Below are 14288 nucleotides of genomic sequence, written 5' to 3'. Positions count from 1 at the left end.
GCGTGAAGCCGTGGCAGGGGTGACAGGAGTCGAACCTGCGACATCCGGTTTTGGAGACCGGCGCTCTGGCCATCTGAGCTACACCCCTTCGGTGTGCGCACAGTCTGACACTGCGGTGGGCCTCGACGCCAACCGATTTCGATCCCGTCCGGTGTTCCGGGCAGACGTCGGCCAGGGGAGCGGGGTCCTCCTCGCCCCGGACACGTTCCGATCCGGGGCGGTAACGATCAGCAGGAAATGCAGTCGAAGCCGCTGGGCACGTCATCGAAGATGCCCCCATGGACGATGACTTGGTGAGGTTCCTCCAGGAGCGACTGGACGAGGAGGCCGACCTGGCCCGGCGCTGTGACGGCGATACCTGGCCGTGCGCCGACTTGCTCGACCTCGCCTCGCCCTACGCCGACCACCCCGACTTCCCCGGCGGGCCCGCAGTGGCGTCGCAACGAGCAGAGCGCTGACCGCCCGGAGCACTGGGGACGGCCGATCACGTCTCGCAGCACCGGCACGGCCGACGAACGACTCGCACCGCGCCGATCGCGCGAACCCTGAACTCACCGCCTGCTCCTCCCCGTGCGCGGGGCCGGTGGTGCCGACCCGCAACGACCCCTGCGGTCGGTCCATGACGATCGAATGGGGCGGGCCGCGCAGGCTCGGCGTCCCGGCCTCCGAGGCGGGGTTGCGCTTCGAGACGGAGAAGCGGGAGGCCGGCGACGGGCCGGGACGCAGGCTGCTCGTGGTCGACGGGGAACCCGCCTTCGAGCTCAGCTTCTGGTGCGGAACATGCCCGTTCCTGTTCTGCCGGCTGGAGGACGCCCGGCAGACCTTGTCGCTGGGGAGCGTGCAGGAGCGGCTCACCGGCGCACTGGCCGATCCGGACGAGGGCGGTGTGATCGACGCGTTCGGCGCGTTGCTGCCGGAGGGGGAGTACCTTCCTGCACTGCTCCGCGTGGAGCCGCGCCTGGTCGTTCCCGGCCGGGAAGACGACTACTTCAGCGGCGAGCAGGTGGCCACGTGGGGACTCGACGACTTCTGGGACCTCCCGCAGTACCCGCGCACGCCGTACTACCGGACCTTCGAGGCTCCGGTCGACGCGTCCGCCCACCTCTACGAGTTCGTCGTGCCCATGGTTCCCCGACGTGGAACACGAGGCAGCGCGTGGAGGAATACGTCGGACTCATGGCCCGGGGTACGGTTCCGACGGCTGTCGCGGTCTCGACGCCGGACGTGTGCGAACCCGCCTCCGGCCGGGCCGCCGATCACTACCGGCACTGGGGCCTGACGCACTTCCTCCTCGACGGCCACCACAAACTGGAGGCCGCGGCCGCAACAGGCCGCCCGGTGCAGCTGCTTTCGCTCGTGGCCCTGGGGGAGGGCCTGGCAGAACCCGGAGACCACGCCCGGCTGCCTGCCCTGCGCGCTCAACTCCGCGCGGCACGAAAGACCGGCACCTGAAGCAGCGGTGAAGCCCGCACGCGCGGGATTCCAACTCGTGCGGATCCCGTGGTCGAGTCCATGGAGGACACGGTCCTGAGCGAGGCGGCAGAGCGACGGCCGTCCGGCTGTCCCGTGGAGCAGGTGCCGCTCGGGCGGAATTCAGAGGTCCTTCCGCATGAGGACGCACATCGTCTCGTGGCGTCGGACCGACCCGTCGGGCCCTTCCTCGTCCCAGGCGTCCGGTTCACGGCCGTAGGCGACGTAGCCCAGGCGCTCGTAGAGGGCACGCGCTCGGGGGTTGTCCTCCTCCACGGCGAGTTCGGCGCTGCGCAGCCCGCGGTCCCGGATTCGCTGCTCGGCGGCGCGGACGAGCAGCGTCCCCAGGCCGCAGGACTGCAGCGCCGGCAGCACGGCGAGCTGCCACAGGGTTCCGGCTCCCTCGGAGACCTGGTAGTCGATGCCCCCGATCGCCACCGGCAGATCCACAGGAGTGCATACGGCCAGGTAGTCCACCTCACCCGCCGCAGCGCGCGCCAGCTCCCGCTCCACGTGGCGCAGATGGGTGGCCGATCCGGACCAGGTACACGCCGGCAGGTCCCCGGGCAGCAGATCGCGCACGCCGACGGGCAGGGTGACGGTGGTCTTGGCGAAGTCGTATGCAGTGGTCACGCACGGAAGCATGCGACCGCGGCGACGGCACGACAACGGAATTCTTCCGCTCGGTCCCGGCACGAGGTCCGCGGAATCACGTCAGCCCGGCCCGTGCGCGCCGTGGTTCCCGGTAAGGGAGGTGGTGACGGTTTCTGATCCGGGACGAGCCGGAGCGGGGCGACGGCCTGCGCCGCCGCCGTGAGCGCCCCATTACCGATACCGGCGAACCGGCCGGCGTTTCTGTGCGGAGCGTTTCATTTCCGCCAGGGAAGCGCCTCGATCGAGGCGATGTCACCTGCCGCCAGCAGTCCGAAGAGCCGGAGGACCTCCGTACGGGCGACCTCCCGCATCTCCGCCGGAGCGGACGAGTCGTCGTCCGGGTTCTCCCAGATCACCAGACCACTGCCGAAGGCGCTGAGGCACCACCCGCTCTCATGGGTGAGCGAGACGTCGGGGTGCTCGTCGTCGGCCTGCGCCAGCCCGTCAGATCAGCTGGACGGCGACGACCTTGCCGACCTCGCCGCCGGGGGTGCGTGGTCATCGGTCGGAACGGCTGACGGTCCCCGGTGCGCGGCCCGCGAGCCAGACGGCGATCCGCTTCTGCAACTCCTTGTCGGCGCGGGGATAGTCCCAATTCGCGTACCACTCCAGGTACTGCAGGACGTTCTCAGAGCGGGCCGGGTGGCGCACCGCGACCACGTCGACACCGATCTCGCCGGTCGAGCAGCTGATGTACACGCTGCTGTCGAGCGCCATCATGCCGAAGCCCGGGTGGCCCGCACGCATGCCGAGGAACGCCGATGCCGCGCCCCGACCCATGATGTCCCAGCGGTCCAGGAGCCGGACCCGGGTCCAGACCTCCGGTGCGGAACGGCGGCCGTAGTGCTGGTTCTGCTCACGCAGGGCGGCTTGGTGCGTGCGGGTGCCGTGGGGGAGCAGGACGAGGAACTCGCGCCGGTGGTCGAAAAGGCCTGTGGAGACCGCCAGGTCGTACCAGTCCTCGTTGAGACGCTCGACGAGCCGCGGGGTCTCGTACGGGTGGGAGAAGCGGCCGACGATGTCCTCGGGGCGGTATCCGAAGACGAACGGCATCGTGCCGTCCGGCACGGCGTCCGGGATCGCCTCGAGTCCGGCCCGCCGCAGCGGCCGGTACATCTTGCGTTCACGCTCCTGGATGCCCACCGGCCATTGTTTTACCAGGGCCGGCGCGCCGAGAATCCTCCGGCCCGGCGTTTCCCTGCGTCCCTTCCGACCTCCCGGATCAAGGCTCACCGTTGGCTGTGCCTTGTGCGGGGCGGCGCTGCCGTACAGGCCGGGTGTTCCACGGGCCGCCGGCAGGTGACCGCGATCCGGCCACGAGGACCAGCTCGTGAGACGCGCGATGAACTCTCTGGGCAGACCACGTCCCATCATGTTGCTCCGGGCGCGCCGGCGCGCGAGCGTGGCTTCCCGGGGCTCCCAAGACGCCCTCGACACCGCCTTCGTCCGTCCCGATCTGGTTGCCGAGGTCAGCGTCGACCGCGCCATCGGCCATGGCGGGGTCTTCCGCCACCCACTCCGGTACCAGTGCCCGCGCCTGTACGTGGCCGTCCGTGGCGTCCCTGCTCTGGCGAGGACACGGACGCGGCAGCCGGGTGGCCTTGGGGCCGGGCGCTCGACCAGGCCACCCGATTCGGGCTCATCTCCCCAGCCCGGCGCGGCCGTTGCCCGGCCGACGTGACGAACTAGGGTGATCCCATGGATCTACAGGGCGACCTCGTGAAAGACCCGCACGATGCGTACCGGCGCTTGCGTGATGCCGCGCCAGTCCGACGCATCGCAGGGCCAACCGGCGAACCGGCATGGCTCGTCACCCGGTACGGCGACGTACGCTCAGCCCTTGCGGATCCGCGCCTCTCCCTCGACAAGTCCAATGCCGCCGAGGGCTCCTACCGCGGTCTGTCCCTGCCGCCGGCCCTGGATGCCAACCTGCTGAACATGGACCCTCCGGACCACACGCGTATGCGCAGGCTCGTCAGCCGTGCCTTCACGCCCCGACGCGTGGACGCGTTGCGCGCCCCGATCCGACGGACCGCGGACGGGCTGCTGGACGCGCTCGGCGCGGAGGGCAGGGCCGACCTCATCGCCGCCTACGCGGCCCCGCTGCCCATCGCCGTCATCTGCGACCTCCTCGGCATCCCCGACGACCACCGCAAGGACTTCCGGGCCTGGACCAACGAGCTGATCGCACCGGATCCCAGCCGCCCGCAGACGGCCAAGCAGGCGGTCGGCGCCATGCTCGCCTTCTTCACCGAACTCATCGCGCACAAGCGCCGGCACCCTGCCGACGACTTGCTCTCCGACCTGATCGCGGTACGCGACGGCGACGGTGACCGGCTCAGCGAGGACGAACTGACGTCACTCGCCTTCCTCGTCCTCGTTGCCGGATACGAGAACACCGTCCAGCTCATCGGCAATGCCGTACACGCGCTCCTGAGCCGTCCCGAGCACCTGGCACGCCTCCGCACGGACCCGTCGAAGCTTCCCGAGGCGGTGGAGGAACTGGCACGCCACGAAGGGCCGGCACTTCTGGCTATCCGCCGTTTCGCCACCGAAGACGTGACCGTCGGAGACGTAACGGTCCTGGCAGGAGAAACCGTCCTGCTGTCGCTGGCTGCGGCAAACCGCGATCCCGCCCGCTTCTCCCATCCCGAGCAGCTCGACTTCGACCGCGACGCCTCCGGGCACCTGGCACTGGGCCACGGCATCCACTACTGCCTCGGTGCCCCGCTGGCCCGCGCGGAGACCGAGATCGCCCTGGCCGTACTTCTCGATCGGTTCAGCAGCCTGGCTCTGGCCGAGGCCGAACCCCGATGGCGACCGTCCCTGCGGGCCCGCGGCCTTCTCGAGCTGCCGGTGGAGTACAAGGCCGCACGGCCGCGCGTATGAGAACAGCACGCCGAGAACTCACGACGCCGCCCCCCGACGCGGCTGTGGGCCGCATGCGGTGGTCGCATACGGCCCGCAGCGGTTCCGTGTGGTTCGCTCACCCCGAAACCCGATGAGTCGCGCGAGCAAGGACGGCTCCAGCGAATGGGCCGCGGTTCGAAGGTCGCCGTCGGTGATCGCTTTCGCGCCCCTGCGGGGTGGTGCCGGTCCGAACCGGTCCGGCGCCCGTGGTCCGCTGCCGCGCCCGTCCGATGTCCGTGGGGCGGTTCGCACCCATCCGGCTCACCGTGATGGCGATGTGTCCGGGACCGGGTGAGGGTGGAGTGCGGCGCTCGCGTCGGTCAAACCCCCTCCTCCCGCTCAGAAGGAGCACCACCATGTCCGAACGTCACACGCTGATTCGCAGTCTGCACGACGTGGGGCTGGCCGCTTGGTTCGGTGGCTCGCTCATGGGTGCGGTCGGCCTCAACGGTGCTGCCAGGAGTGAAGGCGGGACGGAGGCGGCCACGGACCGGATCGCCTCCGCCGGCTGGGCGAAGTGGACGCCGGTCAATGCCGCTGCCATCGGTGTGCACCTGTTCGGCAGCGGGGGGCTGCTGGCCGTGAACGCCCACCGCGTCGCCACCCAGCAGGGCGTCGCCGCCTCCACCGCGGCCAAGACCGTCGTCACCGCGGCGGCCCTGGCCGCCACCGCCTACGCCCGCGTCCTGGGAAAGAAGGTCGAGCTGGCCTCGTCCTCCGACCCGGAGGACGCCGAGAAGGCGAGCAAGCACCCCGTCGACCTCGACAAGGCACGTCGGCAGCTGGCCTGTGCGCAGTGGGTGGTACCGGCGCTCACGGGGTGTCTGGTGGTGCTCAACGCCCTGCACGGCGAGCAGCAGCGGCCCGCCGAGCAGGCTTCGGGCATGTGGCAGCGCGCCGCGTCCCTCTCCCCGCACCTGCCGGCCGGCATCAGCCACCACCTGCCGCACTGACTTCGGCCGGCATCCGGACCCCACCCTCGTACAGGTCGGACCGCGAGTGATCACGTCCTTGGAGCACCTGACCGGATCGAACGAGCCGTCCCGTCTTCGACCGCTCCGCCTTCGCCGACCGGCCGAGGGCTGGTGGTCGGCCATCGGCGGCCGGTCCGGCCGGTTCACGCGGGCCCAGCGGATCGGCGGGGTTCCGTGAACCGGCCGGACCGGCCCGTGGTGGTCGTCACCGGAGCGTCCAGCGGCATCGGCCGTGGGGTGGCGGAGGCACTCGCCGCCCGCGGGGCCGACCTCGTGCTGGCGGCCCGCACCGAACGGACCCTCGTCGCGGTCGCGCGGGAGTGCGAGCAGCGCGGAGGACGGGTGCTGGTCGTCCCGACCGACGTCGGCGACGAAGCAGCCGTCCAGGTTCTGGTCCGACGTGCGGTCGAAAGGTTCGGGCGCGTCGACGCCTGGGTGAACGCCGCGGCCGTGTGGAGCTACGGCCTGTTCGAGGACACCCCCGGCCCTGTGTTCCGACAGGTCGTGAACACCACGCTGTTCGGGCAGGTCCACGCGGCCCGGGCGGTGCTGCCGCAGTTCAGGTCCCAGGGCAAGGGGGTGCTCGTCAACATCGGTTCTCTGTACGGACGGCTCTCGTCCCCCTATGTCTCACCGTATGTGACCTCGAAATGGGGCCTGCTCGGTTTCTCCGAGGTGCTGCGTCAGGAGTTGCGCGACGCTCCTGGCATCGCCGTGTGCGTCGTCCTGCCGGGCGCGGTCGACACGCCGATCTATCGTCATGCCGCGAACTACATCGGTCGCCGGATCCGGCCGCTGCCGCCCGTGACGTCGCCGGAACGAGTGGTGGCCGCGGTGGTACGTGCCATCGACCGGCCTCGGCGCGAGATCGTCGTCGGACGGACATAACGCGTCGGCGTCTGGGCGCACGATCTCGCGCCCGGCCTGTACGACCGTCTCATCGGTCCCGTGGTGAACACGTTCGCCGTACGGGGTGCCCCGGTCCCCTCGCACGACGGCACGGTGTTCGACCCCGATCCCCTGCCGTGCGCGGTCGACGACGGATGGCGTCGGCACGACCACCGTGTCATCGGCAGAGGGGCAGCGGCGGCCGCGGGCTTGGCAGCACTCGCGATCGCGGCGAAGGTCCTCGGCCGACGACGGTGACGAGCGGCGTCCGTCGCCGCTCTTCGGCGTTCGCGCGGTGGTTCTTCCTTCGCGGCAGCGATCTCGGGTGTGCAGTTCGTGGTGCGGCGGTGTGCCGAGGTTCGGTGGTCGTCGCCCACGGGACCGCACGGGTGCGGTGGTGGTGCTCAGAAGGACGGGTTCTGGTTCGGATCGTGGGATCGGTGCGCTGAGACACCGGCCGCCTGCTGAAGGCGTGCGTACCGTAGGGAAGAGCAAGCCACCTGAGTCGGGGGCGGCCGAGCGGTGCGACGGCGCTGTTTCCGCAGGGGCTCAGTACCGTACAGAGCGGCCGTTCCGTACCGTGCGGAGCGCCGGAAGGGGACTCGTGATGGCCGGTCTGAGGCTGGGGCCGCTCCTGCGACACGTCGACTGGGAGTCGGGCACGAGCGCGACGGTGTGGGTCGAGACCGACCGGGCGTGCACGGCGGAGGTACGGTGCCCGGGCGGCGCGGGGGGCTCGGCCCCGACGTTCCGCGTCGCCGACCACCACTACGCGCTGGTGGTCGTGACCGGACTCGTCCCCGGGGCCGCCACGACGTACGAGGTGCTGCTCGACGGCGAGCGGGTGTGGCCCCTCGCGGACTCGCCCCAGCCGCCCAGCACCATCCACACGCCGCCGGTCCCGGCGACGGACGCGGTGGTCGCCTTCGGCTCGTGCCGGTGGGCGGCGCCTGCCATGGGGGAGTCCGATCCGGTGGGCCCCGACGTCCTCGACACCCTTTCCGCCCGGCTCGCCGCCGACCCGGAGGCCGAGCGTCCGGACGTTCTCCTCCTCCTCGGCGACCAGGTGTACGCGGACGAGACGTCCGCCGACACCCGCGCCTGGATCGCCCGGCACCGGCGGGCCGCCGGCACCGGCTCCGCCGCCCCGCCGGACCAGGTCGCCGACTACGAGGAGTACACCCACCTCTACGACGAGTCCTGGGGCGACCCCGAACTGCGCTGGCTGCTCTCGACCGTGCCCAGCTGCATGATCTTCGACGACCACGACGTCATCGACGACTGGAACACCAGCGCCGCCTGGGTGGCCGACATGCGGGCGACGCCCTGGTGGCACGAGCGGATCACCGGCGGTCTGATGTCGTACTGGGTCTACCAGCACCTCGGGAACCTCTCGCCCGCCGAGCTCGCCGAGGACGAGCTGTACGCGGCGGTCCTGGCGGCCGACGACGCCACGGAGGTGCTGCGCGTGTTCGCCGAACGCGCCGACGCCGACCCGGCGTCGGTGCGCTGGAGCTACCGCAGGGACTTCGGCCGCACCCGGCTGCTGATGGTCGACACCCGGGCCGCGCGGGTGCTGGAGGAGCAGCACAGGACGATGCTGGACGCCCAGGAGGCGGCCTGGCTGCGGACACAGGCGTTCGACGGACTCGGCGGTGTCGACCACCTGCTGGTCGGGACCTCACTCCCGTGGCTGCTGCCTCCGATGGTCCACTTCGCGGAGGGCTGGCACGCGGCGCTCTGCCGGGGCGAACGCGGTCCGCGCTGGGTGCGCTTCGGCGAGTGGCTGCGGCGGCGGGCGGACCTGGAGCACTGGGCGGCGTTCACCTCGTCGTTCGAAAAACTCACGGAGACGGTCGCCGAGGTAGGAAGGGCCGACACCGCCCCGGCGACGGTGTGCGTGCTTTCCGGGGACGTCCACCACGCGTACGTGGCGGAGCCCGTCTGGACCACCGGGCAGCCACCGCGCTCCCGCGTCTTCCAGTTCACCTGCTCACCCCTGCACAACTCGGTGCCCACGGCCATGCGGGCCGGGTTCCGTTTCGGCTGGAGCCGGTTCGCCAGGGGAATCGGGCATCTCCTTGCCCGCCACGGACGGGTCGAGCGACCGGCGGTCCGGTGGGAGCGCACCGGCGGGCCGTGGTTCGGCAACCAGCTGATGACGCTGACGCTGCGTGGACGTACAGCACGGCTGCGGCTGGAAAGGGCCTCGGCGGACACGAAGCGAGGGCGCCGCGGGACCGACCGCGCGGGAGCACGGCTCATCGGCGTCCTCGACCGGAATCTGACGGAGGGAAACTGACGTCGGGGCCGTCTCAGGAGCGGGGCTCCAGCACCTCCAGGGCACCGGTCTCGGTGTCGTAGCTGCGCAGGGTGACGAGCTGGGCCGAGAGGGGCGGCACCGGCAGCAGGTCGGGGACGCGCCGATCGGCGAAGGCGCCCGCACGCCGGGTGCGACCGAGGGTGATGTGCGGGCTCCAGCGCCCGGGTTCGTGGAACGGGTTGAGGGCCTCGGGCGGGCTGTCCGAGGCCACCGCCTCCCACACCCGGCACTGCAAGCCGGCCAGCGCGGCGTCGAGATCCAGCGCCCAGGCCAGTACCGAAGTGGGCCGCTCGAAGCGGACCACGCCCGTGAACCGCACCGGCAACGGCAGGACGGCGACCACCTCGGCAAGCTCCCACCGAATCGGAGCGGTCAGCTCCGGACAGGCCGCCAGAGTCAGATGCGGGCTGTTGGTCGGGGAACGGTGACGCGCCTGACTGGGCAACCCCGCATCCGCGAGCCGCTGCCACGCCTCCCGAACCGCCAGCTCCGCCGCCTCGTCCAACAAAAGCTCGACCGTGCGCACCACCGCACCCTACCGGGAGCCCAGGAGAACAAGAGCTCCGGCCTTGGGCGGTGGGGAACGTGACGCGTGCAGTGATCGTCGGCAACCTCCGGATCACGGGGCCGTCAGCCGATGTGATTGCTGAACTCATCGCCGAGCTCGGCCCGCTGTGGCACGAGCGTCACCGGACCAGGCTGTCCTCTCGGCCGCGGAAGCGTGCTGTGGGCGCCGGTGCGAAGCACCGGCTCATGTTCATCGACCGGCTTCGGGACAGCCCGGACGTGCGGCTGCGGACCCTGGTCGAGGCAGTCGAGCACCTCGGCGCCGGTGGGAGGAATGGAATCATCGATGGCACGGAGATCGGGACGCCGCATCCGGGGCGAGCACGGCATCGCCCATCTGAAGAACCGGCGGGCACTGGCCCGCCACCTCGGCCGCCGCGAGCACACCAGCGACACCGTTCGAGCCGTCGCCGGCCTGCTGCCCCCTCTGCAGACCGCGGACCTGGACCCGCGACGGCAGGGGTGAGCGTCAGGCCCATCGAAGTCCTCGACGTCTCACCGCCTACCGCGCACGAGCTCGTCAGGAGCTCTCCAGTTCGGCGAGGGTGGTGCGGAGCCAGGTGAGTTCCGCCTGGGTGGTGGCGCGGGCGATGGTCAGGACGCCGTGGCGGAACGGGTCGTCCGGTTCCTCGGCGCGCACCGGGCGATCGCCGTCGTAGAAGAAGCTGGCGGGCTCTTCCAGGAAGGCGAGGCGGCGGCGCAGGACCGTGGCCTGGGCGGTGGGGTCGTCGAGGTGGCGCAGAAAGGCCAGGAGGGCGAACCAGCGGTTCTCGTCGGTCACTTCGGGGCCTTCGGCGTCGGCGAGGCGGCGCCGGAGTTCCTCCCGGCCGGCGGAAGTGAGGGTGAGGACCTGGCGGGGTGCGGCGGCCGGGCCGGGCTGGGTCTCCCGTACCAGCAGACCGGCCTTCTCCAGGCGCTTGATCGCCGGGTACAGGGTGGACTCGCCCACCGGGCGTACGTGGCCGGTGAGGGCCGTGATGCGTTTGCGCAGCTCGTAGCCGTGCAGCGGGGTCTCGTAGAGGAAACCGAGGATCGACAGTTCCAGCATGCCCGCATTCTCCCTCAGGATTACGTTGTCGCAGTACTGCGTCGACGTAGTACTGTGAGGCTGAGGTATTCGAGAGGGGAGTGGACTGTGCGCGAGGCACGATTCGACGAGCGGGGCAGTGTCGTCCGATGGACCGAGGCGGCCGGCGAGGGGCCCGCGGTGGTGTTCGTGCACGGCCTCGGCGCCGCGTCGGCCGTTTACCACGCGCACATCGCGGCCCGTCCCGAACTCGCCGGCCGGCGGGTCCTCTTCGTCGACCTGCCGGGGCACGGCATCAGTGACCGGCCCGTCGACTTCGACTACAGCCTTGAGGGCCACGCGGACGCCCTGGCCGCCGCGCTCGACGCGGCCCAGGTGCGCGGCGGGGTGATCGCCGGGCACAGCATGGGCGGCTCGGTCGCCATCGTCCTCGCCCACCGCAGGCCCGACCTGGTGGGACGGCTCGTCGTCACCGAGGGCAACCTCGACCCGTTCCCGGTACCCACGGCGGGCAGCAGCGGCATCGCGTCGTACACGGAGGAGGAGTTCGTACGGGGCGGAGGCTTCGCCCGTGTCCTGGAGCACGTCGGCCCGGCCTGGGCGGCCACCATGCGGCTGGCCGACCCGCTGGCCCTGCACCGCTCCGCCGCCCACCTGGTACGGGGCACCGAGCCCGTGATGCGGGAGATGTTCGTCCACTCGCGCGTCCCGCGCGTCTACCTCCAGGGCGAGCTGAGCGGCGACCTGGCCGGTGCGGACGGGCTCCGGGCCGCCGGCGTGGACGTCGTGACCGTCCCCGACGCCGGCCACAACGTCATGTTCGACAACCCCGACGTCTTCGCCGGTGCGGTGGGGGCCTGGGACATGTCTCCGTGATCCGCTGATCGGCCGATCAGTGATCGCTGATGCGGTGTGGGACCGGATCGAGCCGCTGATGCCCGCCGGCGCAACGCGGCTTGTTCGCCCTGCTCCGAGCATCCCCGGGTTGAGCGGGGGGGGAGGAGGGGGGAGGGCGTACGAACTCCGGCTCCCTCAGAGTTTGCCTGCCATGAGGACCGTGCGATGCCCCCCGAGCGCGCGGGAGAGACCTTCCAGGAACCCGGGGCTGAAGTCGGGCCAGTCCCAGAACTCGAAACCGAGATGCCCGAAGGCGAAGTAGTCATCCGACCAGGTCCACGCGGTCAGGTCACCAGGGCACCGGCAATGCGGGCAGGCGACTGCCGCGCTGCCCGTGTCGCTCCAGGCGTCGATGGCCTCACCGAAGGGTTCCCACGCACCCTCGATCTCCTCCAGCCGTTCGGTGTAGAAATCCGCCCGCCCGGCACAATGGGGGCACACCGCGAATCTGGGTTCGCCCTGACCGCAGTTGAACACGGTGCGGCCGGTCTCGATCCTGAGTCCGTCACTGGGCTCCCAGTCCTCCTGACCGACCGCCTTGGCCCAGGAGGGACCGGGCGGATGCCCCGACGGCGCCCCGAGAACACAGTCGGTGAGCTCGGCCCGGACTATCCCCTCCCTGACCAGCCAGTCGAGTCCGCTGCCTGCCAGGGTGCGGGCGTCCGCATGCGTGGCGTCGAGGTCGACGACGGTCTGAAAGTAGTTCCCCATGAGGCAACACTAGAAGCAGCCACCGACAGCACGTCACCGAGCCCATTCCACCTTCGGGAAGCTGCTGGTCAGCGCCGTGACATGGGCGTCTGACAAATCCTGACGCCTGATAAAACCTGACCATGACGTTCTTGGCGGTGGTCGAGGGTGATGCGGGCGGATGGCACGTCGATCGGCGTGCGCTGACCGAGGTGATCCGTGCTCGGTGGGCTGTGGTCAGGGTCGATTCATCGGCCCGTAGTGCGGTGCGCAGTCTCATCTGGGGGCTAGATACGGCGATCGGCCCGGGTGAGGCTTATCTGCACGAGGACGGTACCTGCCTGTACATGGACGTGTGGGAGGAGGACGCGGTCTGGCTGGCCATCGCCTTCCGCGGGCTGACACCCCCGCATCTTGACCTGGTGTTCTGCGATGAGGGCTACACCTTCGACGTGCGCGTGCCGGCCGGGACCACCGAGGCGGAACTGATGGCCCTGATGAGGTCCGCGGGTTGAGCTCAGCCCATGGTGCCAACGCGGAGGACCAGGGCGGCCTTCACGGTGTCGGTGATGCCATGGGCGCGGGCGTCCTTGATGTCGTGGGCCGCGCCCGGCAAGGCCGGCGAGGCCCACAGCGATCGGCCCTGCGGATCCGGAGGCGACCTGCACATCCATGCCGAGCTTCCTGCGCTTCCCGGAGTGGAACGGGCGGTCGGCGGTGATCCTGTCGATCGGCAGCAGCGTGCCGTCGAGGATCACGAACGCCTTGCGTGCCACGGTCTCCAGCGCGGCAGCCAGGTCCGGAGCGAGTGCCGCCAGAACGTCGACGGCCTCGGCCATGTACCGGTAGGCGGTGGTGGTGCCGACGCCGAACCCGGCCGCGAGCTGGGCGTAGGTGTGCCCGCACCGCAGATGGGCCGGCGCCGACAGCGCCTGTCGGCCGGCGCTCGGACGCCGCCGGCGAGTGCCACGACGCCGGCGGTGAGCCCGTAGCTGGGCCGACGGGAAACGCAGGGCGGAGCTGGACACGTCGGCCCCGGACGGATGGGCAAGCATGCGAAGCCTCTGGTGGGGACGGTTCTTTTCCCACCACACCTCGCAGCCTACCGAGCCATGGGAAGCGTGTTGTAAATGCGATGGCGTGCGACGACAAGCCATGGCACGGTCATCGGATGTCCAACGACGTCGCCTATCCCGTCTTCCGCAGCCCCGATCCCGCACTCGCCTTGAGCACCGCGCGCCGTCTCATGGAGTTCGGCCGCTGCGAACATTCCGAGGTCTCCGCGTACGCGGAGCTTTCCTCCGTCGCCGAGGTGCGGAGGATGGCGAAGGCCATGCCCAAGGGATGGTTCCGCGGGGCGTCTGAGCTGGAGGAATTCCAAGGGGTGCCGTTCGAGGAGCAGCCCGCTCTCGTCGTCGGTGTCCCGGCGGGCGGCCTGCCGGCCGAGGCAGCCGCGTTCGAGGGGCGGCTGCCCGTGGAGTGGGAGATCTGGGACCTGCCGGTCGACAGTGTCGAGGACGATTTCACTGCGGCGATCGGTCCGAATGTCGGCTTGATCAACTGGGAGTCGCTGCAATGGCCGGACGCACCCGAGGCAGGCTTCCACGGCGAGTCCAAGCACGCTGAAGTGTCACTTCTCTTCAACACCCATACCCGCGAGCTCGATGGGCCCACCGGCGACCACACCGTCCTCGTCCACGTCCGCAGCGCCGTCTTCGACGGCCGCCAGAGAAACGAGCCGTATGCCCACTGGCTCGCCGCGCAGGTGGGCCTCACGGTCATCGGGCCCGCGCAACGGTGTTGAAGGCGGTACGGTGCTGAAGGCGGTTCGCCAGAACAACGACATCATCTGCTGGAGCCCGGGCCTCCCGCTCGAGGGTCGCCTCAC

The 14288-nt window shown here is 70.6% G+C and carries 17 protein-coding genes, 1 tRNA gene and 1 pseudogene; 11 read left to right on the top strand and 8 right to left on the bottom strand.

Annotated elements, in window-relative coordinates; translation table 11 throughout:
* Nucleotides 1-11: 11 nt before the first annotated feature.
* Nucleotides 12-88, bottom strand: a tRNA-Trp gene (locus K7G60_RS09190).
* Between the two features lie 190 nt (nucleotides 89-278).
* On the opposite strand from K7G60_RS09190, the gene K7G60_RS09185 reads away from it, so the two are divergent.
* The gene (locus K7G60_RS09185; RefSeq protein ID WP_225800299.1) at nucleotides 279-458 is read left to right on the top strand and encodes a hypothetical protein; all 180 of its coding nucleotides are present in this window, start codon (nucleotides 279-281) and stop codon (nucleotides 456-458) included.
* Between the two features lie 161 nt (nucleotides 459-619).
* Nucleotides 620-1279, top strand: coding sequence for a hypothetical protein (locus K7G60_RS09180; protein ID WP_308080533.1), 660 nt, complete (start codon nucleotides 620-622; stop codon nucleotides 1277-1279).
* A gap of 314 nt (nucleotides 1280-1593) precedes the next feature.
* Here the strand turns inward: K7G60_RS09180 and K7G60_RS09175 are convergent, their stop codons facing one another.
* The 3 genes from K7G60_RS09175 to K7G60_RS09165 all read right to left on the bottom strand — a co-directional run bounded on the left by K7G60_RS09175 (nucleotide 1594) and on the right by K7G60_RS09165 (nucleotide 3267).
* Nucleotides 1594-2115: an N-acetyltransferase gene (locus K7G60_RS09175; protein ID WP_225800298.1), complete on the bottom strand. Its 522-nt coding sequence runs from the start codon at nucleotides 2113-2115 to the stop codon at nucleotides 1594-1596.
* 224 nt (nucleotides 2116-2339) lie between these two features.
* Nucleotides 2340-2480, bottom strand: coding sequence for a hypothetical protein (locus tag K7G60_RS09170; protein ID WP_225800297.1), 141 nt, complete (start codon nucleotides 2478-2480; stop codon nucleotides 2340-2342).
* Nucleotides 2481-2622: 142 nt separating this feature from the next.
* On the bottom strand, nucleotides 2623-3267 hold the full coding sequence (locus K7G60_RS09165) for a hypothetical protein (RefSeq protein WP_225800296.1): 645 nt from the start codon (nucleotides 3265-3267) through the stop codon (nucleotides 2623-2625).
* 555 nt (nucleotides 3268-3822) lie between these two features.
* Here K7G60_RS09165 and K7G60_RS09160 point away from each other — a divergent pair.
* The 5 genes from K7G60_RS09160 to K7G60_RS09140 all read left to right on the top strand — a co-directional run bounded on the left by K7G60_RS09160 (nucleotide 3823) and on the right by K7G60_RS09140 (nucleotide 9198).
* Complete coding sequence (locus K7G60_RS09160; protein WP_225800295.1) at nucleotides 3823-5013, top strand: cytochrome P450; 1191 nt, start codon at nucleotides 3823-3825, stop codon at nucleotides 5011-5013.
* Between the two features lie 377 nt (nucleotides 5014-5390).
* Complete coding sequence (locus K7G60_RS09155; RefSeq protein WP_225800294.1) at nucleotides 5391-5987, top strand: hypothetical protein; 597 nt, start codon at nucleotides 5391-5393, stop codon at nucleotides 5985-5987.
* 216 nt (nucleotides 5988-6203) lie between these two features.
* Nucleotides 6204-6896 carry an SDR family NAD(P)-dependent oxidoreductase gene (locus K7G60_RS09150; RefSeq protein ID WP_225800293.1) on the top strand — a complete coding sequence of 231 codons (693 nt, stop codon included), beginning with the start codon at nucleotides 6204-6206 and terminating at the stop codon, nucleotides 6894-6896.
* A 60-nt stretch (nucleotides 6897-6956) separates the two neighbouring features.
* Nucleotides 6957-7154, top strand: coding sequence for a hypothetical protein (locus tag K7G60_RS09145; protein ID WP_225800292.1), 198 nt, complete (start codon nucleotides 6957-6959; stop codon nucleotides 7152-7154).
* 349 nt (nucleotides 7155-7503) lie between these two features.
* A complete protein-coding gene (locus K7G60_RS09140; protein ID WP_225800291.1) occupies nucleotides 7504-9198 on the top strand; it encodes an alkaline phosphatase D family protein in 1695 nt (564 codons plus the stop codon).
* Between the two features lie 13 nt (nucleotides 9199-9211).
* Here K7G60_RS09140 and K7G60_RS09135 read toward each other — a convergent pair whose 3' ends face one another.
* Nucleotides 9212-9745, bottom strand: a complete 534-nt coding sequence (locus tag K7G60_RS09135; RefSeq protein ID WP_225800290.1) for a 2'-5' RNA ligase family protein — start codon at nucleotides 9743-9745, stop codon at nucleotides 9212-9214.
* A 327-nt stretch (nucleotides 9746-10072) separates the two neighbouring features.
* Here K7G60_RS09135 and K7G60_RS09130 point away from each other — a divergent pair, with 327 nt between their 5' ends.
* A complete protein-coding gene (locus tag K7G60_RS09130) occupies nucleotides 10073-10252 on the top strand; it encodes a hypothetical protein (protein WP_225800289.1) in 180 nt (59 codons plus the stop codon).
* A 54-nt stretch (nucleotides 10253-10306) separates the two neighbouring features.
* Here the strand turns inward: K7G60_RS09130 and K7G60_RS09125 are convergent, their stop codons facing one another.
* Entirely contained in the window at nucleotides 10307-10834 is a 528-nt protein-coding gene (locus tag K7G60_RS09125) for a PadR family transcriptional regulator (protein WP_225800288.1), read from the bottom strand.
* An 87-nt stretch (nucleotides 10835-10921) separates the two neighbouring features.
* On the opposite strand from K7G60_RS09125, the gene K7G60_RS09120 reads away from it, so the two are divergent.
* The gene (locus tag K7G60_RS09120) at nucleotides 10922-11689 is read left to right on the top strand and encodes an alpha/beta fold hydrolase (protein WP_225800287.1); all 768 of its coding nucleotides are present in this window, start codon (nucleotides 10922-10924) and stop codon (nucleotides 11687-11689) included.
* A gap of 156 nt (nucleotides 11690-11845) precedes the next feature.
* Here the strand turns inward: K7G60_RS09120 and K7G60_RS09115 are convergent, their stop codons facing one another.
* A complete protein-coding gene (locus tag K7G60_RS09115) occupies nucleotides 11846-12421 on the bottom strand; it encodes a hypothetical protein (protein ID WP_225800286.1) in 576 nt (191 codons plus the stop codon).
* A 122-nt stretch (nucleotides 12422-12543) separates the two neighbouring features.
* Between K7G60_RS09115 and K7G60_RS09110 the strand changes: the two genes are divergently transcribed.
* Nucleotides 12544-12915 (top strand): hypothetical protein, encoded by a 372-nt coding sequence (locus K7G60_RS09110; protein WP_225800285.1) that lies wholly within the window; start codon nucleotides 12544-12546, stop codon nucleotides 12913-12915.
* A 32-nt stretch (nucleotides 12916-12947) separates the two neighbouring features.
* On the opposite strand, the pseudogene K7G60_RS09105 reads toward K7G60_RS09110, so the two are convergent.
* Nucleotides 12948-13455 (bottom strand): annotated as a pseudogene (locus K7G60_RS09105) (transposase family protein); the annotation flags it as partial.
* Nucleotides 13456-13571: 116 nt separating this feature from the next.
* On the opposite strand from K7G60_RS09105, the gene K7G60_RS09100 reads away from it, so the two are divergent.
* On the top strand, nucleotides 13572-14204 hold the full coding sequence (locus K7G60_RS09100; protein WP_225800284.1) for a hypothetical protein: 633 nt from the start codon (nucleotides 13572-13574) through the stop codon (nucleotides 14202-14204).
* Nucleotides 14205-14288 lie beyond the last annotated feature (84 nt).

Origin of the sequence: Streptomyces sp. NK15101 (assembly GCF_020400725.1) — a bacterium.
In the GTDB taxonomy this organism is placed as follows: domain Bacteria; phylum Actinomycetota; class Actinomycetes; order Streptomycetales; family Streptomycetaceae; genus Streptomyces.
This window is presented reverse-complemented; position numbering and strand designations above follow the sequence as displayed.